Origin of the sequence: Pseudoalteromonas sp. T1lg22, assembly GCF_002964645.1 — a bacterium.
In the GTDB taxonomy this organism is placed as follows: domain Bacteria; phylum Pseudomonadota; class Gammaproteobacteria; order Enterobacterales; family Alteromonadaceae; genus Pseudoalteromonas.
In genome coordinates, this window is sequence record NZ_PQBY01000010.1 from 167,597 (window position 1) to 189,587 (window position 21,991).

Below are 21,991 nucleotides of genomic sequence, written 5' to 3' on the forward strand. Positions count from 1 at the left end.
TGGAGACTCTCTTATTGTTTGTCGCTAAGGGTACCGGTTTTTTTGTCTATCTGCTTTGGCACCGGCTGCACGCTAATACCTGAGCGCACCTTTTGTAAGCCTTCAACTATCACTCGCTCGCCTTGCTCAAGGCCCGAGTCAACAACCCACATGGCATCGATGCGACGGCCCAATTTCACCAATCGCTGCGCCACCGTATTATCTTCTTTAACCACCAGCACAAAGTTACCCTGCTGATTCACCTGCACCGCCGCTTGCGGCACCAGGGCCTGCTTTTGCTTCTCTTTACTTTCTACAATCAGGGTCACAAACAACCCAGGCATCACTATGCCGTCCGGGTTGTCAAACTTGGCACGCAGTTCCACCGTGCCCGTGCTGCGATCAATTTTGGTGTCGGCAAAGTCGAGCTCACCGTTTTGCGCAAAATCCGTATTGTTTGGTAAACGCAGGGCCAGATCTAATTGCACCTTACTGGGATCTGCGTTCTTTTGCTGTTGCTGCTGTTGATAGGTAATGTAATCCGCTTCCTCAACCTGGAAGTTAACGTAGATAGGGTCGATATCGGTCAACTCGGCTAACGAGCCGGAGTTAGGGCCAACGATATTACCAACATCGTAATTTACCTTACCTATCATGCCGCTAAAAGGCGCTTGAATTTCGGTATAGCCCAGGTTCAACCTCGCCTTTTCCAATCCGGCTTCACTGGCCTTAACGGCAGCAAGCGCCTGACTGTAGTTGGTTTCTAACTTGTCTAAGTCGGCGGCAGAGATAAAGCCATCGGAGGCAATTTCACGACCACGCTTAAGGTCGCGCTCTGCCCTGTCGGCAATGGCCTTATTACTGCGCAAGGTAGCCTCAAGTTCACTGACGCTGGCACGGTATTCGGAAGGATCAATCTTTAACAGCAACTGCCCTTTTTCAACTTGAGAACCCTCAATAAAGGTGCGTTCAATCAGCTCCCCAGACACCCGCGCCTGAATACTGGCTTCCTGAAATGCCTCGGTGCGAGCCACAAATTCACGATATTGACCAATTTCCTCTACTTGAACATCATAGACCGATACTGCGGGAGCAGGGGCGTTCTGATTGGCGACGGGTTTTTCTGAGCACCCTTGGACCAGTGTTAACGTAGCACCCGTAAGCGCCACGGCTAAGATCTTCTTTGTAAATGAACTTTTATTCGAAGGTACGCCGAGCATACTCCCTCTCCTTGATAGCTAATAATGATAAGCGCGCAATTAATCCCCGCGGAGATTACATCAAGTCGACCTCAATAGCGCTTCTCAGTTCTTTGAAAATATAGACTAATTTGTGACTTACTGTATTTATCCTTAGATTGTATAAATACCATGTAAACAAACTTATTGTTGAATAAATTACATACTATCAATGAAGTTGCATAACAAAATGACAGGGCAAACCCTTTGCGTTACATTGCTAGTGGTCAGAGGAGATAATAATGATAACGCTCAGCTTTAAAGAACAAATAGCCCATGTCACCCTAGCACGGCCGCAAAAGCGTAATGCCTTGAATTATGAGATGTTTAAACAGCTTGATAAGGTCATAAAAACCATTAAAAAGCGTAAGGATATACGCGCTGTAATTCTGGATGCCCAAGGCCAGGATTTTTGTAGCGGCCTGGATGTTAAAGGCGTGATGGCCAAGCCACGTCAGGTAGTGTCGCTACTGTTTAAATGGCTGCCGGGCAATCAGAACCTGGCGCAGCGCGTAACCTTAGGCTGGCAAGAATTAAATGTGCCTGTAATAGCCCTGACGCAAGGGCGCTGTTGGGGCGGCGGCATGCAAATCGCTCTTGGCGCAGACTTTCGCATTGCCAGTAAGGATGCCAGCTTTGCCATTATGGAGGCGCGCTGGGGCTTGTGTCCGGATATGGGCGCCAGCCTGATTATTCCAAGCCTGCTTAAAGCCGATGACTATCAACGCCTGGCGCTGACGGCACAGCCGATTGATGCAGTTCAGGCGCGCGAAATCGGGCTTATCTCTGCCATAGAGGAAAACCCCATGGCCGCGGCAGAGGTGCTGATCGCTGATATCATCGAACGCTCCCCAGATGCTATGGCCGCCATTAAGCGTCTGACCACCAGTGCTTACCGTCAAGGTCACAGGCGCCAATTAGCAAAGGAAACCTGGTCGCAGGTGCGCCTGCTTATGTGTAAAAATACCCGTATCGCCGTTAAAAACGCCAGCAGTGATAAACAATATGACTATCAACACCGCCGCTCTTGGTAAGCATGCCAAAACGGCTTTGCAGCTACTGAGAAGCTGGGCCATTTTAAGCGCCTTTCTCGTTGTTGCACATTTAGTGAATGACCACTTGGCGCTCACCTTCCCGGCACCGCTCAGCGCCATGTTGGCGCTGTTTTTAACCCTGCAGCTTGGGCTAATAAAGTTGCACTGGTTGCTGCCGGGCACACAACCCTTGCTTAATTTTATGCCGCTGTTTTTCGTGCCCGCCGCCGCCAAGGTGGTAGAACATAGCCCGCTTATTAGCGAGCACTGGTTGGTGCTTTTGCTTTGTTTGTTTTTGGTACCGGCGCTGGGCTTAATCAGTATAGGCTTTTTAATGCAAAGGCTAAGGGGCACATCATGATGTGGCTGGCGCTACCTTTGACCATTATCGCTTTTCTGTGTTTGCGCCAGCTCCACGCTAAAGTGAACTCACCGCTGTTAAACCCTGTCTTATGGACCATAATTGCGTCCGTTTTATGCCTGCTGCTGTTTGACCTTGATCTGCCCAGCTACAGCCGCGCCACGTCTCCCTTTAATTACCTCTTGGAACTGGCCGTGGTAGCACTGGCGGTGCCCTTGTATAAACAAATACATCAGCTTAAAAAGCAATTGCTGCTGATCCTTATCGCCGTAGCCGTGGGTGTTATTATGGCAACCAGCAGTGCCTATGTTATTGCCACCTTACTTGATGCCCCACAGCAACTAAAGGCATCCTTAGCCAGCCTTTCGGTGACCACTCCCATCACCCTGTTAGTGACCGAGCAACTGGGCGGCATCGGCAGCATAGCCGCCTCCATGGTGATCCTTATTGGCGTAGTCGGCGCCATCGTCGGCTTTAGCCTGTTGCGCCTGTTTGGCATCAAGGAGCGCAGTGCCCAGGGCCTGGCCTTGGGCGGTGCCTGTCATGCCATAGGTACGGCAACCGCCATCGCAGATAACGAGTTAAGTGCTGCCTATGCCTCAGCAGCCATGGCATTAAGCGCCATACTCACACCGCTTTTGGTACCACTTTATTATCCCTGGCTGGTGCACTGGGTAGGATAAGCAACCGCACCCTTAGCTCTCACTCTTACCTTGCTTTCTCACTAGCAAGGTAAGTGCTTACTTACACCTGTGGCAAATATGCTTTACTATCCCCTCGGGCGATATCGACCACTGAGCTTTTTTCATTATTGCTTTTTTATTACACTGAAATCCGAGCAAGGAGTGCCTAGGCGTGCTGTGCTTGTTATTTTTACGTAATTTTATGGGAATCAAAAATGAAAACTAAGCTCCCGCTACTTAGTCTAATTGCCGCGGCAACACTAACCGCTTGTAGTTCAACCAATAATGCTCTGTATTTTGAACGAGCACAGCTGCAGCAGGATATCAGCTACCTGGCCAGCGACGACCTCAAAGGCCGCAAAAGCTTCTCTAAGGAAATTGACGTTGCCGCCGACTACATAGTCGAGCGTTTTACCAGCATAGGTTTGCAACCCATGCCGGGTACCCAAAGTTTTAAACAGCAATTCAATCTGCACTCAGTGATTCCCAAGTCCGTATCGGTCGCGCTAGATGGCCAGCTAATCGCAGCAGAACGCGTCGCTACTGTATCTCAGTCTGCCGGCTTTTCTTGGCAACAAACTCATGAGCTGATTATCACTCATATCTCCGCCGACGCTGATCTTCGTGAACAACTGCGCAAATTAAACCAACAAGGTGGTAATCACCTGGTTCTTATTGATAAAGCTCACGAAGAAGTCTTCAGCCGTTATCAGAACTATTTTAATAATGGCCTGACCAAGCTGGAGCTTAAAGACCAAGGTGCCATGGTCTTGGTGCTAGACCATCAGGGTGAAGTAAAAGATCTGGACGTTAAAGTAGTCAATGAGGTTAAGACGCAGCAACTAACCAATGTTGTTGGCGTGTTACCCGGTAAGCGCAAAGACACCGACATGGTACTTTTTAGCGCCCACTATGATCACCTGGGCGAAAGCAAAGGCGATCAACATGACCATCAGCAAGAAGCGAGCGAAGAGCAGGATACCATTTATAACGGTGCCAACGACAACGCCTCTGGCACCGGCGCCATGTTGAATCTGGCGCAGCATTATGCCCACCTTGGTGATAATGAGCGCACCCTGATGTTTGCCGCCTTCACCGCGGAAGAGATGGGTTTGATCGGCTCAAAACACTTTGCAAAGACGCAAAACCCGGATGCGATTGCCGCCATGATCAACATCGAAATGATCGGTAAACCCTCTCCATTTGGCAGCGGTAAGCTGTGGATGACGGGAGCTGACAAGTCTGACTTACAAGCCCTGTTAAACCAAAGCCTGCCCGAAGAAAATCATATTCAGGCCAACCCCTATCCTAAGCTGAATTTATTTTACCGCTCCGATAATGCCTCATTAGCGGGCATGGGCGTACCCGCACATAGCTTTAGTTCAACGGATATGGCCAATAACGACCACTACCATACACCGAAAGACGAGCTGGCTAACCTGGATTTTGAATCTATTTATAAGTCGGTAACCTTATTGGCCATGGCAAGCGAGCCGCTGGTAAGCGCGAAAGCCACGCCCTCACGCGTAGCCCCGTTAAAGGATGACGCCGAAGGTAAAATTTACTGATCTTAATTAGCTAATTAGTTATAAGGCGGCCTAAGGGCCGCCTTTTTTATATCCGTAAGATTATTTCAGGCAATTAAGAGCGTGAGATGATGCCTGAGCCACTAAATTTCAGGCAATAAAAAACCCCGACCATTGCTGATCAGGGTTTGTTTATTAGTGGTGCCCAGAGGCGGATAAAATTGTCAGGAACAATTTTAGCCAGCGGCGGCTGGCCGCTTAGCCTTGGATAAGCGGTGAACTACAGGGAGGTAGTTCACCATCGAACCACCGACAATAAAGAGCGTGAGATTACGCCTGGGCCACTAAACGATAGGCAATAAAAAACCCCGACCATTGCTGATCAGGGTTTGTTTATTATTGGTGCCCAGAGGCGGATAAAATTGTCAGGAACAATTTTAGCCAGCGGCGGCTGGCCGCTTAGCCTTGGATAAGCGGTGAACTACAGGGAGGTAGTTCACCATCGAACCACCGACAATAAAGAGCGTGAGATTGCGCCTGAGCCACTAAATTTCAGGCAATAAAAAACCCCGACCATTTCTGATCAGGGTTTGTTTATTAGTGGTGCCCAGAGGCGGAATCGAACCACCGACACGGGGATTTTCAATCCCCTGCTCTACCGACTGAGCTATCTGGGCAATAAAAATGATACTAATTTAGCACCATAATTAAATAATGGTGCCCAGAGGCGGAATCGAACCACCGACACGGGGATTTTCAATCCCCTGCTCTACCGACTGAGCTATCTGGGCAAAATGTGTTTCTTGTGCTCTAAATTCATCCATAAAGCGAGGTCCTGTCGTCATCCTGACTCCACCTCAACGAACTGCGAAGCTGTGCTTCGGTTTCGTTTCGCCCAACTGAGCTATCTGGGCAAATATAAATGGTGCCTGCTGCCGGAGTCGAACTGGCGACCTACTGATTACAAGTCAGTTGCTCTACCAACTGAGCTAAGCAGGCACACAAAACTGTGTGCGTATTCTCGATTAAATCAAAAACACCAAATAATGGTGCCCAGAGGCGGAATCGAACCACCGACACGGGGATTTTCAATCCCCTGCTCTACCGACTGAGCTATCTGGGCGTGCGGCGTATTAAACGGTTTTTAAGGTATCAAGTCAACCACTTTTTAAAATAAACAATTCGTTTGCACACAAATCATGCAAACTGGGATTTTTTGCCGAAAATCCCAGCAAATAGCTTATTTTTCAGGTGGTCTGTAACCTTCGATTTCGACTTCTTTACCCTCGAAAAGGAAGCCCACCATCTGCTCCTCAAGGAAAGTACGATGCTCAGGCTCCATCATATTAAGGTGCTTCTCGTTGATCAGCATGGTTTGCTTTTGCTGCCACTGAGACCAGGCCTCTTTGGAAATATTATTAAAGATTTTCTCGCCCACTTCGCCCGGGTATAACTGATAATCCAGTCCTGGAGCTTCTTTTTGCAATTTTTGGCAAAATACTGTGCGTGCCATATTAATCCTCACCTACGCATCTGCTTATATTTGTATGTTAGTTTACCCTAATGCACTAGTGCTCGCATCTGCCAAGTGACGCTTTAGTTGCTTCAGCAACTTCTTGGTCGGGGCTGCGAGACCAACCTGAGGTTCATCCTCCAGGTCATAATCCAGAAGACCACCATCGGCCAGGGCTGCCGGTACCTTATCCAATTGCACTACCACGGGGTTAATATTCAGCTGAAAATGGGAGAATATATGGGTAAATGACTCAAGTTCATGGGCCCTGCCTTGCCACCCTTGCTGTGCCACATATTGCTGCGCCTGATCCTTATCGGCGAATTCTAAAAAGCAATGCAGTCCGCCCCAAATCCCACTATTGGGCCTTTTCTCCATATAGGTCTGCCCATTGATAACGGGAATAAGCATGGTACAGCTCTTCTTCGGCACCTGTTTTTTCGGCTTAGAGTGAGGAAATTCACCTACCTTATTATGTGTAAACGCCAGGCAGCGGCTTTTAAGCGGGCAAGGTTCGCAATCAAACTTGCTGCGAGAGCAGAGACTTGAGCCCAAATCCATCATGGCCTGATTAAACTGAGTTACACCATCTTTAGGAGTCAGCTGTTCACTAAGCTGCCACAGCTGATTTTCAACCTTTTTAACCCCATACCAGCCCTCAACCATAAAGCAGCGAGCCAACACACGTTTAACGTTACCGTCCAAAATGGGGTGATGCTCCCCGCGCGACAGGCTTAAAATGGCGCCGGCGGTGGAGCGACCAATCCCTGGCAGTGCCATCACCTGCTCCAGGGTTTTAGGAAACTCACCCTTATGCTCAGCACAAATCAGCTTAGCGGTTTTATGCAGATTACGGGCTCGGGCGTAATAACCCAGCCCGGTCCAATGATGCAGCACCTCGTCCTCATCGGCCGCAGCCAGCTGCTCTATTGTGGCAAAGCGTGCCATAAAGCGATTAAAGTAGGGGATCACTGTGGCTACCTGGGTTTGTTGTAGCATGATCTCCGAAACCCAAACCTTATAAGGCGTTTTTGCTAATTGCCAAGGCAAGGTTTTACGCCCACATAAGTCGTACCAATCGACAATCTGCTCGGCGAACCAGGTTCGCATTTCTTGAGATAATTCCACTACATTACTCTTTGCTTTTTTAAATTGCGCCCAGTCTATAATTGTGTCGATAAATATCAATAGCCACCGACTTGTACTTAAGCACGCAAGTGGGGATAATACGCACCCATTTTCATTAGGACTGTCACTATCATGAGTGAATCAACACAACAGGCTCTTGCGCAAGCCGAGCGCGAAGGCAAATACATTCGCAAGGTGCGCAGCTTTGTAAAACGTGAAGGCCGCTTAACCAAAGGTCAGGCAGCATCATTAGAAAAGTGTTGGCCAAGCATGGGCCTAGAGCATAAAAACGGCCTACTTGATTTCACCAAGGTATTTGGCAACGACAACCCAGTTGTGCTGGAAATCGGTTTTGGCATGGGTAAATCATTGGTCGAAATGGCCAAGAACGACCCAAACAGCAACTTTATCGGCATTGAAGTACACCGCCCTGGCGTGGGTGCTTGTTTAATGGATGCCGATGCCCAGGAAGTTACTAACCTGCGCGTATTCGAACACGATGCCGTAGAAGTGCTGGCAGATTGTATCGCCGATGGTTCACTGGCCAAGGTACAGCTGTTCTTCCCAGATCCTTGGCATAAAAAGCGTCACCATAAGCGTCGCATAGTACAGCCTGAGTTTGTCGAGAGCCTACGCAGCAAATTAAAAATCGGTGGTGTTTTCCATATGGCCACCGACTGGGAAAATTACGCCGAGCACATGCTTGAAGTAATGCAGGCAAGCGAAAACTACGCTAACCAGTCGCCTACCAATGACTATATGCCGCGCCCAGACTCACGTCCCCTTACCAAGTTTGAACAACGCGGTCACCGTCTTGGTCACGGAGTATGGGATCTTATGTTCGAGCGCGTGAAATAAGATGCAGTTGAGTAATCCATCGCAGCTGTTGCTGCGCAGTGATGAGCTATTGAGCTCCGACTCAATTCTAGTGGTTAACTTTAACTGCGATGGTTTCGCTCACCAATTGCGAGCCCTGAACCCGCACGCAAATATTTGCCTGTTTAGTTACAATTTTGCCGACGGCCAGTTTGCAAAAAACCAACTAAGCGGCGCCAATGTCACTACTTTAGTGTCTCATCAGTTGCCGGAGCAAAAGTTTGATCTGGTGATCTACTACTACCCTAAGGCCAAGGCCGAAGCCCTGATGACACTAGATAATATTCGTGCCAGCATCAATGCCGATGCCAGACTTTTAGTCGTAGGCGAGAAAAAAGGTGGCGTTAAGTCTATCGAGAAACAGCTCAAAGATCTGGCTCAAGGTCATAAGCTTGACTCGGCCAAGCATTGCCAGTTGTATCAATACACGGATATCGCTCTGTTAACCGAGTTTGATATTAGCCGTTACCATAAAACCTTTACGCTAACCCGAGATATCGCCGGGCAAAGCATAGAGTGCAAGGTCGTCAGCCTGCCAGGGGTGTTTAACCATGGGCAACTGGACGACGGCACCGCCCTGCTGCTAGATAGCCTACCCGCATATCCAAAAGCCAAAAGCTTACTGGACTTTGGCTGCGGCGCCGGCATTATTGCCAGCTTCTGTGCCAAGCGAAACCCTAAGGTCAAGGTTACCGGGCTCGACGTTAACGCCCTGGCTGGCTATGCCACGGCGCAAACCTTTGCCGCTAATGATGTAGATGGTGCAGTGTTGCTGAGTGACGGCTTAAGTGAAGTGGATAAGCGCTTTGATCTGATCATTAGCAACCCACCGTTCCATACCGGCTTAAAAACCGATTATAAGATCACCGAGCGCTTCTTTGCCGCCGCCAAGGATCATTTAAACCGAGGTGGCGAGCTAACCCTGGTGGCCAATAGTTTCCTGGCTTACCCAGAGCAACTGCAAACGCACTTTAAGCATCATGGCACCTTGGCAAAAACCAAACGTTTTGCCGTGTATCAAAACCGCTAAATTACTTGCGCCCTGTTTAGCCGCGGCAAACCAGGGCGTTTTCGTATTCTACTTGCTAGCGTACAACCTAACTTAAGCTCCCGGCCATCCGCCAACAATAAATACAACACTCCTCGACGCACAAGATACACACCATTTTGCTGAAAGCGCCGCAAATAACCCCACCCCAATTTGGGATTGCAGCGCACAAATACACTAGCCTCACGATATTGCATGCGCTTGTCGCCACCAAAGCCCAGGCTATGACCATGATGCCTAACAGCCTCAATCAACAAACCCAGTTGATGACGGTTTTTACGTATTCCTACTTGCCGCCCATAGGGATTAGAGGCGGTAATAACACAGCCACTTGTCGCTTTGGGCAAGCGCTGGGCAAAAACAAAATGGGCCTGCGTATAAGCATCAAGGTAGACATCAAGTGATGCCGGAGCTATGTCTTTAACACCTGATTTGAACATAAGGGTACTTCTCTCCTCACTCATTCTCATGCTTACAACTTAATCATCTTATTGATAATGATCACACGGGGGCAGCATGGGTGTTTTTTTGTTTAACTAAACGCAACAAAAGTCGAAAAATACGTAAAAAAGCGTTATCAAACGTAAAAAAACACCTAAAAGTATAAAAACGAAGGAACTTTTTCACATAACAGCCATCCCATGCTTTGAAGGTAAAAAAGAGAATGATATACTATCTCCTTGGCTCAAAATTCACCCTTGAATTTATTATCTATTAAAGGTCGATTTTGAGTTTTTCACTCATACCAAAGCCTTAGCTTGGTGAATAATGAGTGAGCAAATTCGATTGTATGTCAACAACGAAGGTCGGCTGAAAAATTAGTGTAAATATTCAGCTAGAATCTTGAGTGCGTCTAAATTTTATCCAAATTGTTTTTACTTGTTAACATTTAGATATACTCCTATAATCGCAAGTATTCGGAAAGTTCCTATTTTCCGTCTTTATGTAAATATTTTATTCCGAAAAGGTTAATAAACAATGCAAACGCCAGTCATTCTGATCGTTGAGGATGAAGATGTTACTCGTCTAAACCTCGTTAGCTTATTTGAAGCTGAAGGCTACAAAGTGATTGAAGCCATTGATGGTGATGATATGCATGACAAACTCACCACCAATGACGATATTAACCTGGTTGTTATGGATATCAACTTACCAGGTAAAAACGGCCTGATCCTCGCGCGCGAGTTACGCCAGAAGCGTAATGTTGGCCTTATTTTCTTGACCGGTCGTGACAACGATGTCGACCGTATTCTAGGCTTAGAAATTGGCGCTGATGACTATATTACCAAGCCATTCAATCCTCGCGAGTTAACCATTCGCGCCCGTAACCTTATTTCTCGCACCGCGGCGAGCAAGGACGATCCGGCGCTAGATTCAGATGGCGTTGTAAACTTTAACGGTTGGGAGCTGGACGAAAACAGTCGCTGCCTTACTTCACCTGCAGGCGAATCTAAACGCCTACCTAAGGGTGAGTACCGTGCTCTACGTCTGATGCTTGATTCACCGGGTCGTATTTTTAGCCGTGAACAGTTAATTAAGCATATGACTGGCCGTGAATTACGTGCCAATGACCGTACCGTGGATGTAACCATTCGCCGTATTCGTAAGCACTTCGAAAGCGACAGTAGCACACCTGAGCTTATCAGCACGATTCATGGTGAAGGCTACCGCTTCATCGGCAAGATTGATAACTAATCATCTGCCAAACTAGATAAGAATGACTGAAGGGCCTCGAGCCCTTCTTTTATTTGCCCGTCTAACTCATCCAGCCAGCTTTGGCGCAACTCCAGCTCAACCTCAAGACACTGGTTTTCCATCTTCTTGGCCTGCAACTGCACCGCCTTTAGACCCACAGAGCCAGCCGCACCCTTAATCTTATGGGCCACGGATTTATACTCTTCAACGTCGTCAGCCACGCTAACAAGCAGTTCTTGCTGATAGCCGGGAGCAAGCTTGGCAAACAGGGCAACACTGCGTGAAAACGCCGTAACTCCCATGGAGTCTATAAACTCACTGATAATTTCCTGGTCGAGCAAACGCTCATCAAGCTTAAGTGTTGGCGCTAGAGTTTGCTGATGCACCAAACGCTCAGCCGCTACCTGTTGCATGCATCCCTCGCCTATCCCAAACAGCTGTGACAGCATATTGTCGAGCTTGGTGGTGTTGATGGGCTTGGCCAGTGCACCTTGTATATTAATGCCGCGCAGCTCTTCTTCGGCACTGCGCACATTGGCGGTGAGCACCACTATGGGAAGATGGTCGAACTCGCTTTGTTCGCGAATTTCCCTGGCCACCACATCGCCGTTGATATCAGGTAACTGCATATCCAGCAACACCAGGTCGAGATCATCCTCGGTTTCCACAAAGGCCAGCGCATCTTCACCGGTTTCCGCCCAGATCACCTCATGGCCGCGCTGCTCCAGCAGGTTAGTAGCGATTTCGGCGTTGAGCGGCACGTCTTCAACCAGCAGGATATTAAGGCTCTTACACTCATAGCTCTCGACTACCGGAGCAGAAGTCAATTGCAAAGGAATACTCACGGTAAAGCTGCTGCCCTCGCCTGGGCATGAGTTCACCTGAATATCACCACCCATGGCACTCACCAGAGCCTTGGTCACCGCCAGGCCAATCCCCGAACCTATGGCATTAGCGCCGCTGGCATCCGGAGCCTTGTAATACATATCAAAAATATGGCTAAGCTGGTCATCGGGAATGCCAATGCCTGAGTCGCGCACGGTCAAGATCAGGCTATGATTATCGCCCTGTTGCTGATGTTCACAGCTCAAGGCAACCCCGCCCTCGGTGGTAAACTTAACGGCGTTATTAATCAGGTTCCAAAGCACCTGGCGCAAACGCGTCGGGTCAATTTGCGCATATACATGGAGTTCACCCACGCGCTCTATATCGAATGACAGCTCTTTTTGCGCGGCAATTAAGGCACCAAAGTTAACCACATCATTGATAAAGTCGGCGACACTGACCGGCTCGGTGACTATATCCAGTTGCTCCCGGTCAATTTTATCCAGGTCAATAATATCGTTGAAAATATTGCCCAAAGTCTCGGCGCTGGAAAAGACCGTATTACACCAGCTGCGCTGTTGTTTACTAAGCTCGGTATCAAGCAGCATACGGGTTAAACCCACTATGCCATTGAGTGGAGTGCGTAGTTCATGGGACAAGGTAGCAATAAATTTACCCTTGTCCTTAAAGGCTGTTTCAAGGGCCTGCTCGGCTTCTTTACGACTGGTGATATCACGACCGAAAGCCAATAGGCCTATATATTCACCCTTATCATTGATAAACGGCAGCTTGCGCATCTCAAACCACCTTTGTTCGCCATCCACCGGATATTGCACATCCACGGTCACGGCCTCGTGCGAGGACTCGACCTGACGATCGGTTTTAAGCACCGCCGGTAATAATTGTGCTGGATAGATATCTTCGGCCTTCATGCCGATAAGCTGATCAGAACTACGGTCCATCACCTTTTCAAACATCTTGTTGCAGCCAGCAAACACACCTTGGCGGTCACGGTAATAGAAAAGGTCGGGAGAGGAGTCGACTATGGAGCGTAGCAACATGCCCTGCTGCGCCAACTCGACCTGGGTTTTCTTACGCTCGGCAATTTCCCGACGCAGCTCATCAATTGCACGATATTTGGCATTAAGGGCCATTTTCCGCTCATCGATCTCTGTGTTCAGGAGGCGAATATTGTCTTTTAATGATTGGTTGAGCAGCTTTTCTTGCTTGGTCGCCGTCTCTAAGTATTTTTGCGAGTCTTGTAATTGCGTGATGGATTGCAGCACCACCATGATCACTAAGGGTGCTGCCACGGCGGTAAAAAATACCACGGCCAAAACATCCAGCAACATGATTTCGCCGGTAGCGACATAATAATACATGGCGCTGAAGATCAGTGCGGCAACAATGAACACACCATAGACTATGGCGCCGGCATACCAAGTCCCGAAGCGTATAAGGAGATTTGTTAAAACACGAACCCAGGGGCTCAGGGAAGAGTCAATCATAAAAAAAGGGGTTTTGCTACAAACCCCTCTATTGTAATCAACTTAGAGTGCCTTTGGCAGTATCTGCGTTGAGATTCTTGCGAATGAGCACACGCCCATGCGTTTTCCGCCTTTAACCAACACCCCTTTACGCATATTGCTGGCGCCGCTGGCGTTTAAGATCAGCTCATAACTTTGGTTGTCTATATCACTGCTACCGCCGGCGGTGGCCGCCCCGGTATTACACTGCATTTGCCCTAGCTTGTGATAGTTGGCACGGCTAAAGGGTGTCGATGTATTCACTAGCGGGCCGGCACTAGTGGTGTTCACCGCTTGTTTCCAAGAGGCCAGTTCAACATTAACCACGCCACCACGCATGCTGATCTTGTCCTCATGGGTTAGGAAATAACTGTCAAAAGGACCATATTGCATAGCCCCGGACATTGAGTCCTGACTTTGACGCAAGTCGCCTAACCAAAGGCCACCTTCACCAAATACCTGCACCTCAATATCGTCCGTATCGCCGTCGACAACACGCTCAACAGTGGCGTAACTATTACTATCAAGACCAAAGATCATTGAGCTTGAGTTTTGCACGCCAGCCTTAATTAAACGTGGCTGTTTACCGTGACGCGCCACTTGCGTATCCAGGGTGCCCCATGGGAAAAGATCTAACACCCCAGACTGAAGATAGCTAAGCTCACGATTATTGGTTACGGAAATACAGTCAACGCCTAAACGACAGGCTTCAAAACCATTGCCATAAATAATTGGCTGTTCCGTTAAGACCTGTACGCCTTCACCAGAAAGAATAGTGGCATTATTGCTACCACCGACCATGGCGTTAACCGACTCGCCTTGCGCAGCTACCAGCAACTGGCCTTTCGCCGTCATTTCTTGGATCTTCTTCAGCAGCTCGCTGGGCTGGTTGGCATTTTTATAAAACGCGTGGTACAGCAGCAAGGGACTGGAGTCGGCGATAAATAGCGCATCGGAACGACGCAGCAGATCATAAAGTTGCTCTGGGTCGCGACATAGCTTTTGCTGCTTTTGATATAGCTGCGGGTACAAAACATCACGACGGAAACTTGCCAATCGCGACACCTGATACTCGGCCAGGTTAGCGCATTGCGCCGAATCATTAGTGTTATTCAGGGCTTGCATTGCGCCGTCTATGGCCAGCCAGTGCGCTTCAAAACCCAGTTGTTCAAACAGGGTCTGATAATACTCAACATCGCGATACGGGTCGCGGCTACCGCCGGTTACAAAGGCGATACGCGGCTTACGTTTGGCTTCGGCAATACCTTGTGCCGCACTAAAGAGTGTCGCAAAAGCATCCTTGGTGACCCAATCGCGAGTACCGTTAATATCAACCTGAGGCTTTAAGCGGCGCTTACTATTCCCCTGTTTTTGCTCTAGCAGGTCAAAAAAGTTTTGCTGCTCAAAACCAAACAAGTTAAACCAAAACTCTCGTGCCGTTGTCTCGCTGTTGCTCAACTTAAAGTCGCTGCGACGCAGGTAACGTTCGAATTCTTGTTGGCTAAAGACGTCATCGGCAAAATGTTGTCGTGCCTTGGTTAAGATTTCCACAGCCTGATTACGAATATTCGACTGTTCGGTCCAGGCCATATTAACAATACGCTCCAGGCCTTCATCGGTGATCTTGAAAACCGGCTGTTGTTTATAGCTGTTCTTATTCAGGCGCTCGCGAGATTCGCTATTACAATATTGCAATCGCTCACTGGAGCACACTTGTAGATCATCGGCCATTAGCAATAACTGGGGTGCCGCTTGAGCGCTAACGCTAGAGCTACCTAGTATTGCCATTGAGGCAACTCTTAATAGAAATGATTTCATGGGACTGGTCATTATTATTATTTTGCAAGTTACGGGTTAAAAGCAGGTGTACAGCAATACAGAATATTAACAATGTTTGCAGTGTATGGGAATAGTTACACCTTTAATATTAACAAGAGATACGCTTTTGCATCTGCTGCTAGTTATGGCGCCTGTAAACTCCACATTTGCTAATTTTCAGGTAGAATATCGGGCTTTTCAGTATTACCTATGAGGAAGGCCATGCACAACGCCATGCCAGATATTGCTAACACGAGTTCAGCTCCCGTTCAAGAAACACTAGAGTGGGTGGGGATGAGTGATATTGAGCTGCCGCTGCTGGTCGAATCCGACGGCCTTGCGCCCGTGGTCGTAAACGCCAAAGCCCAGGCTTTTGTTAACCTGATCGACAAAAATGCCAAAGGCATTCATATGTCGCGATTGTTTTTAGCACTTGATGAACTCTCCAGCGCCCCAGCGGTAACGCCGCTAAATATTAAGGCTACACTGGATAAGTTTATCAGCTCGCACTGTGATATCAGTTCACAGGCGCGTATCAGCCTGGCCTTTGACTTACCACTTCGTCGCCCGGCCCTGTTAAGCGATAACAGCGGCTGGAAGTTTTACCCTATCGCCATTGATGCACGCATCAATGAAGGCAAACTGGAGTTTGAAGTCGGCATTAAGGTGACCTATTCGTCAACCTGCCCCTGCTCGGCAGCCCTGGCGCGACAGCTGATTCAGGCCAACTTTGTGCGCGATTTCGATGCCAAAGAACTAAGCTTCGCCGATGTGCATGCCTGGCTTGGCAGCAGTGAAGGGATCAGTGCCACTCCGCATTCTCAGCGCTCGGTTGCCGAGGTGAAGGTGCGCTTGGCTAGCCAGGTTTCAGCATTCAACTTCCTGGCCCTGATCGACGCCATAGAAAACACCCTGAAAACTCCAGTGCAAACCGCGGTAAAACGCGAAGACGAACAGGAATTTGCTCGCCTTAACGGTGAAAACCTGATGTTCTGTGAGGATGCGGCGCGCAAGATCAAATCGACCCTGAATCAAGACGCCGATGTACAAGACTTCTGGTTGCGTATTAACCACTATGAGTCGCTGCACGCCCATGATGCCGTAGCCATTGCTACTAAAGGCATTGCCGGTGGTTATCAGCCTTAGAGGCTGGATAACAAATCACTCAGCAAGGCTCAAGCTCCTAGCAGTTCGAGCAGGCTTATTGCTCCCAGAGCGTATATGTCAATATTCGCTCTGGAGTAACTCATGAAATTCACTCCCTTCTCAATTCTCGACTTAAGTCCCTGTGCAGTGCTATTTTACTTAAGCTCAGCATAAGCTGAACCAGCCATAAATCGGCCTCCTGCAGTGCTGTCACCGCCCCAAGCCAAGGCAAAAATGCAAGGCCCTGTCATTATCACCTCGACCCAGGTGGCGGAGATTTAATGCCATATCGATACAGCCTTTGATATACTAAGGGCTGTTTTTGCCAATAAATTAGAGATGCTATGAAAGTAGGTATTATCGGCGCTATGGAGCCGGAAATTGCAATTTTACGTGAGCAAATGAGTAACGTTGAAGTTCTCGAGCAAGGTGGCTTCACCTTCTATCACGGGCAATTAAACGACCAGGAAGTGACCTTGGTGCAATCGGGTATCGGTAAGGTTGCCTCGGCCGTTGCTACCACTATTTTAGTTGAACAATTCCACCCGGATTGTGTAATCAACACGGGCTCTGCCGGTGGCTTTGATCAACGTCTGGCGGTAGGCGATGTCGCCATTGCCAATGAGTTGCGCCACCATGACGTGGATGTAACCGCTTTTGGTTATGAATTCGGCCAAGTGCCACAAATGCCAGCCGCTTATACTTCTCATCCTGAGCTGGTAAAGGTAGCGGAGCAATCTATTGCCGAGCTGGCGCAGTGTCAGTCTTTGGTTGGTCTGGTTTGTACCGGTGATTCTTTTATGTGTGATCCGGCCCGTATCGAGCAAACCCGAGCGCAATTCCCCACCATGTTGGCGGTAGAAATGGAAGGTGCGGCCATTGCTCAGGCCTGTCACCTACTTAACACTCCTTTTGTGGTGATCCGCTCGCTGTCAGATATTGCCGGTAAAGAATCTCCAGGCTCATTTGAGGCCTACCTTGAGGTAGCATCAAAGAACTCATCGGCCATGGTGATGGCCATGCTAACCAAGCTTTCCAACGTTAGCCTATAAATGCCGTTGGCGGCGTTTAGCAATCACCTGAGTAATTGCAGTTATTGGCAGCTGTCGCCTTAGCGCGATGGCCGCCACTGCCCCCGCACCACACATTTTTCCTGCAGCGGCTCGCTTTTAGTCAATTTATTGCTCGCCTAAAACATGGCATAAAAAAAGCCACCCTGAAGGTGGCTTAGTTATTTTTAGCACTACGGCTTTTTATTAGGCCAGAGTAACCTTGGCAAAGCGACGTTTACCAACCTGGTATACCGCGGTTGTACCTTTGGCTATCATCAGCTTGCTGTCATCAACCTTGGTTTCACCGTCGATTTTTACCGCACCTTGTTTGATCATGCGGATGGCTTCAGATGTACTGGCAACCAAATTCGCATCTTTAAGCAAGGCCGTGATCATCATTTCGGCATCAGCACAGTCCAACGTCTGCTCTTCGATATCATCAGGCAAAGCATTTTTAGAAAAACGCTGGGTGAAATCATCATGAGCCTGCTGCGCCGCCTGCTCATCGTGGAAACGGGTGATAATTTCCTTGGCCAGGGCAATCTTGATATCACGAGGGTTGGTGCCATTGGCAACATCCACCTTTAATGCCTCGACTTGCTCCAGGCTCAAAGCACTTAATAACTCGTAATAACGCCACATTAGATCATCGGAGATAGACATTATTTTGCCGAACATGTCCTCAGGCGAGTCTGTGATACCTATATAGTTACCCAAAGATTTCGACATTTTTTGGACGCCATCTGTACCTTCCAGCAATGGCATCATTAGCACGGTTTGCGGCTTTTGACCTTCGTCTTTTTGTAGCTCGCGGCCCATCAGCAGGTTAAAGCGCTGATCGGTACCACCTAGCTCAACATCGGCTTCAAGTGCTACCGAATCCCATCCTTGCACCAAAGGATATAAAAACTCATGAATAGCAATCGCCTGACCATTAGCATAGCGTTTTTTAAAGTCATCACGCTCAAGCATACGTGCTACGGTCTGTTTGGCCGCGAGTTTGATCATTCCCGCTGTACCTAAGTTTTCCATCCACTGTGAGTTAAAGGCAATGGTGGTTTTCTCAGGGTCTAGGATTTTAAAGACTTGCTCTTTATAGGTTTCGGCGTTAGCTAACACATCTTCACGGGTTAAAGGTTTACGGGTTACATTTTTACCCGTTGGATCACCTATCATGCCGGTAAAATCACCGATCAAAAAGATTACTTCATGGCCTAAGTCCTGGAAGGTTTTCATCTTGTTGATAAGCACCGTATGGCCTAGATGAAGATCCGGCGCCGTAGGATCAAAACCAGCCTTAATTCTTAGTTTTTTCCCTGACTTAAGTCGTTCTGCCAACTCGTCTTCGAGTAAAATTTCCTCAGCACCGCGTTTAATTTCTGCCAGTGCCGTCTGCAAGTCTGTCATTTATTTCTCCGATAAAATATGTGCTAACCGCGCGATTCTAGCGCACTTTGGCGCCGGTTTAAATGCACAAAACCCTGGTATTTTGCCAATATTAGATATATGCTCAGCCATTGGTTAGTTTTATTTCCTTTATGGCAAAAAAGGTAGGTTATGGTAAGCGTGGTACACAAGCTCCCCAATAAACACAAAATGCTCATTGTGGGCTTCTTGGTGACTATTGTTACCTTGATGCTTATACCTACGGAACGAGCTACGGCTTCAAAGGATAACGATGCTAAACCACTAGAGGTAGGCAAACGCTACGAGCTACAAGTTAAGCTGGAAGATGAAGAAAAAATTGCCGAGCTTAATTCCGCCGAAGAAGCCCTTACCCTGCCTAGCTACGAACACCAAGACTTTGAAGTAAAAAATGGTGACAGCCTGGCTGTTATCTTTAAGCGCGCCGGCTTTTCCGCACAAACTCTGCACAAACTCGTTAATACCAACGAAGAAACCAAAAAACTAACCAAGATTCATCCCGGTGAAGTGCTTAGCTTTGCAAAAAATGAGCAAGGCGAATTGCAGCAGTTAAAATATGTGCTTAGCAAAACAGATACCCTGTTCGTAACATTAAACAACGAAGGCAGTTACGATACCGCCATCGACTCCAAAGAAATTGAGACTCTGACCAAATCGGCCTCGGGCTCGATTAACGGTAGCTTTTGGACCGCAGGGATCAGCGCCGGTCTGAGCGAAAAACAAATTATGAATTTTGCTACCATTTTTGGTTGGGATGTGGACTTTGCCAACGACCTGCGCAAAGACGATCAATTCAGTTTGATTTATGAAACTCACCATGTGGATGGTGAATATATTGGCACAGGCAAGATCCTTGCTGCCGAATTTATTAACCAAGGCGAGCGTTATGCCGCCGTGCTACACAGCGATGGTAACTTCTATACACCGCAAGGCCGCAGCATGAAAAAGGCCTTCTTACGTGCCCCGGTTAACTTTAAATATATCAGCTCAAGCTTTAACCCTCGTCGCCTTCACCCAGTAACGAAAACGGTTAAACCGCACCGCGGCATAGATTACGCAGCTAAGACCGGCACTCCTGTGGTTGCCGCGGGTAATGGTCGCGTACTCAAGGCTGGCTATAACCGCTTTAACGGTAACTATGTCTTTATCCAGCACGGTAATACCTATGTTACTAAGTACCTGCACCTGCATAAGCGTAAGGTTAAGCAAGGTGAGAAGGTTAAACAGGGTCAATTAATTGGTACGGTTGGGGCTACAGGTCGCGTTACCGGCGCTCACCTGCACTATGAGTTCCTGGTTAACGGTGTTCACCGTAATCCGAAAACCGTTAAGCTGCCTAAGTCAGAGCCGCTACCGGCTAGTGAGCTAGCCAAGTTCAAACCAATTGCCGATACCTTGTTGGCGCAATTGGAGCGTGAGCGCGAAATTCAGCTGGCCATGAACAGCAAATAAGTATTGTGATACGAATAAAAAAAGCACCTCAGGGTGCTTTTTTTATGCCTGCGAACTAGCTAGCGATTAAACGCCAAGTACAACAGCTGCAGGATCAGGCTAATTGCTACCAAGGGGATGATGTATTTACGAAACCGCACCATTTTATTGAGCCCCATTTGCTGCTGATAGCGCTCCAATAAAGGCACGGCGATGGCCAAGGCTAAAAACAAAGCGAGGATAATCAAAATCGCATTCATGCTTATCTACTCCTTAATTCAATACTCCCCTTATAACATACCAAGCATATTAGCGTCTTGATTGTCTGAGGTTAGTGTTGTGGGCGGGGCTTTACCTGTAGGTCGATGCTTTGCGTCGACAATGAGGCTGGGGGTTATCTTTTGTCGGGCTGCTAGGTAACTGCTCCTGCGTTACTCTAGTACCGCCATCCATGGCGGCAAAGCCCGACCTACAAGGCATAAAAAAGCGCACCTTAGTGAGTTCACAACCAAGGTGCGCAATGGCTAGGAAGAGCCAATTAACCGATTTTAGCCTACCAGGGCAAGCAAGATACCCGCGGCCACCGCACTACCAAGCACACCGGCGACATTGGGACCCATGGCGTGCATCAATAAGAAGTTATGTGGGTTATTTTCAAGCCCGACCTTGTTAACCACCCGCGCCGCCATGGGCACAGCAGACACTCCCGCAGCACCAACCAAGGGGTTAATGGGCGTTTTCGAAAAGCGATTTAACGCCTTGGCCATATACACCCCAGAGGCGGTGCCGATGGAAAATGCCAAGGCTCCGAGCGCCAATATGCCCAGGGTTTCCACGGTTAAAAACTTATCCGCCGCCAGTTTAGAGCCCACGCCCAGACCTAAAAAGATGGTAGTGATATTGATCAGCTCGTTTTGCGCCGTGCCGCTGAGACGGTCCACCACCCCACTTTCACGCATCAGGTTGCCCAAACAAAACATCCCGACCAAGGGCGCCGCTGCCGGCAGGAACATGGCGGTAAGCGCCAGCACCATAAGCGGGAAGATAATTTTTTCCTTTTTCGACACAGTCCGCAGTTGCGGCATTTCAATTTTTCGCTCCTGCTCCGATGTTAGCGCCCGCATAATAGGCGGCTGAATAATGGGTACCAGGGCCATATAGGAATAGGCAGCAACGGCAATGGCACCGAGTAAATCCGGGGCCAATTTTGAAGCCAGGAATATCGCCGTAGGGCCATCGGCACCACCTATAATGGCGATAGCCGAGGCATCTTTAAGGGTAAATTCAAAGCCAGGCACATAGTTCAGGGCTATGGCGCCAAACAAGGTGGCGAAGATACCAAATTGTGCCGCCGCCCCCAGGAGCAACATGCGCGGGTTGGCTATCAGGGCACTAAAATCGGTCAGTGCCCCAACACCCATAAAGATCAATAAGGGAAATATCCCGGTATCTATACCTACATGATAAACGTAATAGAGAATACCGTTAGGGTCGGCCATACCGGCCACAGGGATGTTGGTCAGTAACGCACCAAAGCCTATGGGCACCAAAAGCAAGGGCTCAAAGTTGCGGGCTATCGCCAAATACAAGAGTAGACAGCCCACAGCTATCATGATCAACTGGCCGGCGGAAAAGTTGGCTATGCCCGTGGCCTGCCAAAGATTAACGACTGCTTCCATAGCTCCTC

The 21,991-nt window shown here is 48.5% G+C and carries 19 protein-coding genes and 4 tRNA genes; 10 read left to right on the forward strand and 13 right to left on the reverse strand.

Annotated elements, in window-relative coordinates:
* Positions 1-11: 11 nt before the first annotated feature.
* Complete coding sequence (locus tag C2M24_RS06615; RefSeq protein ID WP_105213714.1) at positions 12-1,199, reverse strand: efflux RND transporter periplasmic adaptor subunit; 1,188 nt, start codon at positions 1,197-1,199, stop codon at positions 12-14.
* A 260-nt stretch (positions 1,200-1,459) separates the two neighbouring features.
* Between C2M24_RS06615 and C2M24_RS06620 the strand changes: the two genes are divergently transcribed.
* The 4 genes from C2M24_RS06620 (at position 1,460) to C2M24_RS06635 (ending at position 4,863) form a co-directional block, all read left to right on the forward strand.
* Positions 1,460-2,251 carry a crotonase/enoyl-CoA hydratase family protein gene (locus tag C2M24_RS06620; RefSeq protein ID WP_105213715.1) on the forward strand — a complete coding sequence of 264 codons (792 nt, stop codon included), beginning with the start codon at positions 1,460-1,462 and terminating at the stop codon, positions 2,249-2,251.
* Positions 2,223-2,612 (forward strand): CidA/LrgA family protein, encoded by a 390-nt coding sequence (locus C2M24_RS06625; RefSeq protein ID WP_105213716.1) that lies wholly within the window; start codon positions 2,223-2,225, stop codon positions 2,610-2,612. Before C2M24_RS06620 ends, C2M24_RS06625 begins: the two co-directional genes overlap by 29 nt.
* The gene (locus C2M24_RS06630; protein ID WP_105213717.1) at positions 2,609-3,295 is read left to right on the forward strand and encodes an LrgB family protein; all 687 of its coding nucleotides are present in this window, start codon (positions 2,609-2,611) and stop codon (positions 3,293-3,295) included. Before C2M24_RS06625 ends, C2M24_RS06630 begins: the two co-directional genes overlap by 4 nt.
* Positions 3,296-3,510: 215 nt before the next feature.
* A complete protein-coding gene (locus C2M24_RS06635) occupies positions 3,511-4,863 on the forward strand; it encodes a M28 family metallopeptidase (RefSeq protein ID WP_105200766.1) in 1,353 nt (450 codons plus the stop codon).
* Between the two features lie 559 nt (positions 4,864-5,422).
* Here C2M24_RS06635 and C2M24_RS06640 read toward each other — a convergent pair.
* The 6 genes from C2M24_RS06640 to mutY all read right to left on the reverse strand — a co-directional run bounded on the left by C2M24_RS06640 (position 5,423) and on the right by mutY (position 7,444).
* Positions 5,423-5,498 (reverse strand) — tRNA-Phe (locus tag C2M24_RS06640).
* A 38-nt stretch (positions 5,499-5,536) separates the two neighbouring features.
* Positions 5,537-5,612 (reverse strand) — tRNA-Phe (locus tag C2M24_RS06645).
* 132 nt (positions 5,613-5,744) lie between these two features.
* Positions 5,745-5,820 (reverse strand) — tRNA-Thr (locus C2M24_RS06650).
* Positions 5,821-5,868: 48 nt separating this feature from the next.
* Positions 5,869-5,944, reverse strand: a tRNA-Phe gene (locus tag C2M24_RS06655).
* Between the two features lie 117 nt (positions 5,945-6,061).
* Complete coding sequence (locus C2M24_RS06660) at positions 6,062-6,334, reverse strand: oxidative damage protection protein (RefSeq protein ID WP_105200767.1); 273 nt, start codon at positions 6,332-6,334, stop codon at positions 6,062-6,064.
* Between the two features lie 42 nt (positions 6,335-6,376).
* Positions 6,377-7,444, reverse strand: a complete 1,068-nt coding sequence (mutY, locus tag C2M24_RS06665; protein ID WP_105213772.1) for an A/G-specific adenine glycosylase — start codon at positions 7,442-7,444, stop codon at positions 6,377-6,379.
* A gap of 150 nt (positions 7,445-7,594) precedes the next feature.
* Here mutY and trmB point away from each other — a divergent pair, with 150 nt between their 5' ends.
* Both trmB and C2M24_RS06675 read left to right on the forward strand, forming a co-directional pair.
* Complete coding sequence (gene trmB, locus C2M24_RS06670; RefSeq protein WP_105213718.1) at positions 7,595-8,320, forward strand: tRNA (guanosine(46)-N7)-methyltransferase TrmB; 726 nt, start codon at positions 7,595-7,597, stop codon at positions 8,318-8,320.
* 1 nt (position 8,321) lies between these two features.
* Positions 8,322-9,368 (forward strand): methyltransferase, encoded by a 1,047-nt coding sequence (locus tag C2M24_RS06675; protein ID WP_105213719.1) that lies wholly within the window; start codon positions 8,322-8,324, stop codon positions 9,366-9,368.
* Here C2M24_RS06675 and C2M24_RS06680 read toward each other — a convergent pair.
* The gene (locus C2M24_RS06680) at positions 9,365-9,826 is read right to left on the reverse strand and encodes a DUF3293 domain-containing protein (RefSeq protein ID WP_105213720.1); all 462 of its coding nucleotides are present in this window, start codon (positions 9,824-9,826) and stop codon (positions 9,365-9,367) included. The two genes, C2M24_RS06675 and C2M24_RS06680, sit on opposite strands and share 4 nt — an antisense overlap.
* A 538-nt stretch (positions 9,827-10,364) precedes the next feature.
* On the opposite strand from C2M24_RS06680, the gene arcA reads away from it, so the two are divergent.
* Positions 10,365-11,081: a two-component system response regulator ArcA gene (arcA, locus tag C2M24_RS06685; RefSeq protein WP_105213721.1), complete on the forward strand. Its 717-nt coding sequence runs from the start codon at positions 10,365-10,367 to the stop codon at positions 11,079-11,081.
* Here arcA and arcB read toward each other — a convergent pair.
* Both arcB and C2M24_RS06695 read right to left on the reverse strand, forming a co-directional pair.
* Positions 11,078-13,414, reverse strand: coding sequence for an aerobic respiration two-component sensor histidine kinase ArcB (gene arcB / locus C2M24_RS06690; protein WP_105200772.1), 2,337 nt, complete (start codon positions 13,412-13,414; stop codon positions 11,078-11,080). The two genes, arcA and arcB, sit on opposite strands and share 4 nt — an antisense overlap.
* A gap of 42 nt (positions 13,415-13,456) precedes the next feature.
* Positions 13,457-15,220 carry a hypothetical protein gene (locus C2M24_RS06695; RefSeq protein WP_105213722.1) on the reverse strand — a complete coding sequence of 588 codons (1,764 nt, stop codon included), beginning with the start codon at positions 15,218-15,220 and terminating at the stop codon, positions 13,457-13,459.
* Positions 15,221-15,472: 252 nt separating this feature from the next.
* Here C2M24_RS06695 and folE2 point away from each other — a divergent pair, with 252 nt between their 5' ends.
* Together folE2 and mtnN are read left to right on the forward strand one after the other, a co-directional pair.
* Positions 15,473-16,396 carry a GTP cyclohydrolase FolE2 gene (gene folE2, locus C2M24_RS06700; protein ID WP_105200774.1) on the forward strand — a complete coding sequence of 308 codons (924 nt, stop codon included), beginning with the start codon at positions 15,473-15,475 and terminating at the stop codon, positions 16,394-16,396.
* Between the two features lie 344 nt (positions 16,397-16,740).
* Positions 16,741-17,448: a 5'-methylthioadenosine/S-adenosylhomocysteine nucleosidase gene (gene mtnN / locus C2M24_RS06705; RefSeq protein ID WP_105213723.1), complete on the forward strand. Its 708-nt coding sequence runs from the start codon at positions 16,741-16,743 to the stop codon at positions 17,446-17,448.
* A 204-nt stretch (positions 17,449-17,652) separates the two neighbouring features.
* Here mtnN and tyrS read toward each other — a convergent pair whose 3' ends face one another.
* A complete protein-coding gene (gene tyrS, locus C2M24_RS06710; RefSeq protein ID WP_105200776.1) occupies positions 17,653-18,855 on the reverse strand; it encodes a tyrosine--tRNA ligase in 1,203 nt (400 codons plus the stop codon).
* A gap of 150 nt (positions 18,856-19,005) precedes the next feature.
* Between tyrS and C2M24_RS06715 the strand changes: the two genes are divergently transcribed.
* Positions 19,006-20,325 carry a peptidoglycan DD-metalloendopeptidase family protein gene (locus tag C2M24_RS06715; protein WP_105200777.1) on the forward strand — a complete coding sequence of 440 codons (1,320 nt, stop codon included), beginning with the start codon at positions 19,006-19,008 and terminating at the stop codon, positions 20,323-20,325.
* Between the two features lie 59 nt (positions 20,326-20,384).
* On the opposite strand, the gene C2M24_RS06720 is transcribed toward C2M24_RS06715, so the two are convergent.
* Together C2M24_RS06720 and C2M24_RS06725 are read right to left on the reverse strand one after the other, a co-directional pair.
* The gene (locus C2M24_RS06720; protein ID WP_105213724.1) at positions 20,385-20,564 is read right to left on the reverse strand and encodes a hypothetical protein; all 180 of its coding nucleotides are present in this window, start codon (positions 20,562-20,564) and stop codon (positions 20,385-20,387) included.
* A 288-nt stretch (positions 20,565-20,852) separates the two neighbouring features.
* Entirely contained in the window at positions 20,853-21,983 is a 1,131-nt protein-coding gene (locus C2M24_RS06725) for a sodium ion-translocating decarboxylase subunit beta (RefSeq protein WP_105213725.1), read from the reverse strand.
* Positions 21,984-21,991 lie beyond the last annotated feature (8 nt).

What these genes read in the sequence shown, in the direction of transcription:
- C2M24_RS06630 (WP_105213717.1), top strand. Translation starts at nt 2,609, where the DNA reads ATGATGTGGCTGGCGCTACCTTTGACCATTATCGCTTTTCTGTGTTTG.
- C2M24_RS06635 (WP_105200766.1), top strand. Translation starts at nt 3,511, where the DNA reads ATGAAAACTAAGCTCCCGCTACTTAGTCTAATTGCCGCGGCAACACTA.
- C2M24_RS06620 (WP_105213715.1), top strand. Translation starts at nt 1,460, where the DNA reads ATGATAACGCTCAGCTTTAAAGAACAAATAGCCCATGTCACCCTAGCA.
- mtnN (WP_105213723.1), top strand. Translation starts at nt 16,741, where the DNA reads ATGAAAGTAGGTATTATCGGCGCTATGGAGCCGGAAATTGCAATTTTA.
- C2M24_RS06660 (WP_105200767.1), bottom strand. Translation starts at nt 6,334, where the DNA reads ATGGCACGCACAGTATTTTGCCAAAAATTGCAAAAAGAAGCTCCAGGA.
- folE2 (WP_105200774.1), top strand. Translation starts at nt 15,473, where the DNA reads ATGCACAACGCCATGCCAGATATTGCTAACACGAGTTCAGCTCCCGTT.
- trmB (WP_105213718.1), top strand. Translation starts at nt 7,595, where the DNA reads ATGAGTGAATCAACACAACAGGCTCTTGCGCAAGCCGAGCGCGAAGGC.
- C2M24_RS06725 (WP_105213725.1), bottom strand. Translation starts at nt 21,983, where the DNA reads ATGGAAGCAGTCGTTAATCTTTGGCAGGCCACGGGCATAGCCAACTTT.
- C2M24_RS06680 (WP_105213720.1), bottom strand. Translation starts at nt 9,826, where the DNA reads ATGTTCAAATCAGGTGTTAAAGACATAGCTCCGGCATCACTTGATGTC.
- C2M24_RS06625 (WP_105213716.1), top strand. Translation starts at nt 2,223, where the DNA reads ATGACTATCAACACCGCCGCTCTTGGTAAGCATGCCAAAACGGCTTTG.
- arcA (WP_105213721.1), top strand. Translation starts at nt 10,365, where the DNA reads ATGCAAACGCCAGTCATTCTGATCGTTGAGGATGAAGATGTTACTCGT.
- C2M24_RS06720 (WP_105213724.1), bottom strand. Translation starts at nt 20,564, where the DNA reads ATGAATGCGATTTTGATTATCCTCGCTTTGTTTTTAGCCTTGGCCATC.
- mutY (WP_105213772.1), bottom strand. Translation starts at nt 7,444, where the DNA reads ATGCGAACCTGGTTCGCCGAGCAGATTGTCGATTGGTACGACTTATGT.
- C2M24_RS06615 (WP_105213714.1), bottom strand. Translation starts at nt 1,199, where the DNA reads ATGCTCGGCGTACCTTCGAATAAAAGTTCATTTACAAAGAAGATCTTA.
- C2M24_RS06695 (WP_105213722.1), bottom strand. Translation starts at nt 15,220, where the DNA reads ATGGCAATACTAGGTAGCTCTAGCGTTAGCGCTCAAGCGGCACCCCAG.
- tyrS (WP_105200776.1), bottom strand. Translation starts at nt 18,855, where the DNA reads ATGACAGACTTGCAGACGGCACTGGCAGAAATTAAACGCGGTGCTGAG.
- C2M24_RS06715 (WP_105200777.1), top strand. Translation starts at nt 19,006, where the DNA reads ATGGTAAGCGTGGTACACAAGCTCCCCAATAAACACAAAATGCTCATT.
- C2M24_RS06675 (WP_105213719.1), top strand. Translation starts at nt 8,322, where the DNA reads ATGCAGTTGAGTAATCCATCGCAGCTGTTGCTGCGCAGTGATGAGCTA.
- arcB (WP_105200772.1), bottom strand. Translation starts at nt 13,414, where the DNA reads ATGATTGACTCTTCCCTGAGCCCCTGGGTTCGTGTTTTAACAAATCTC.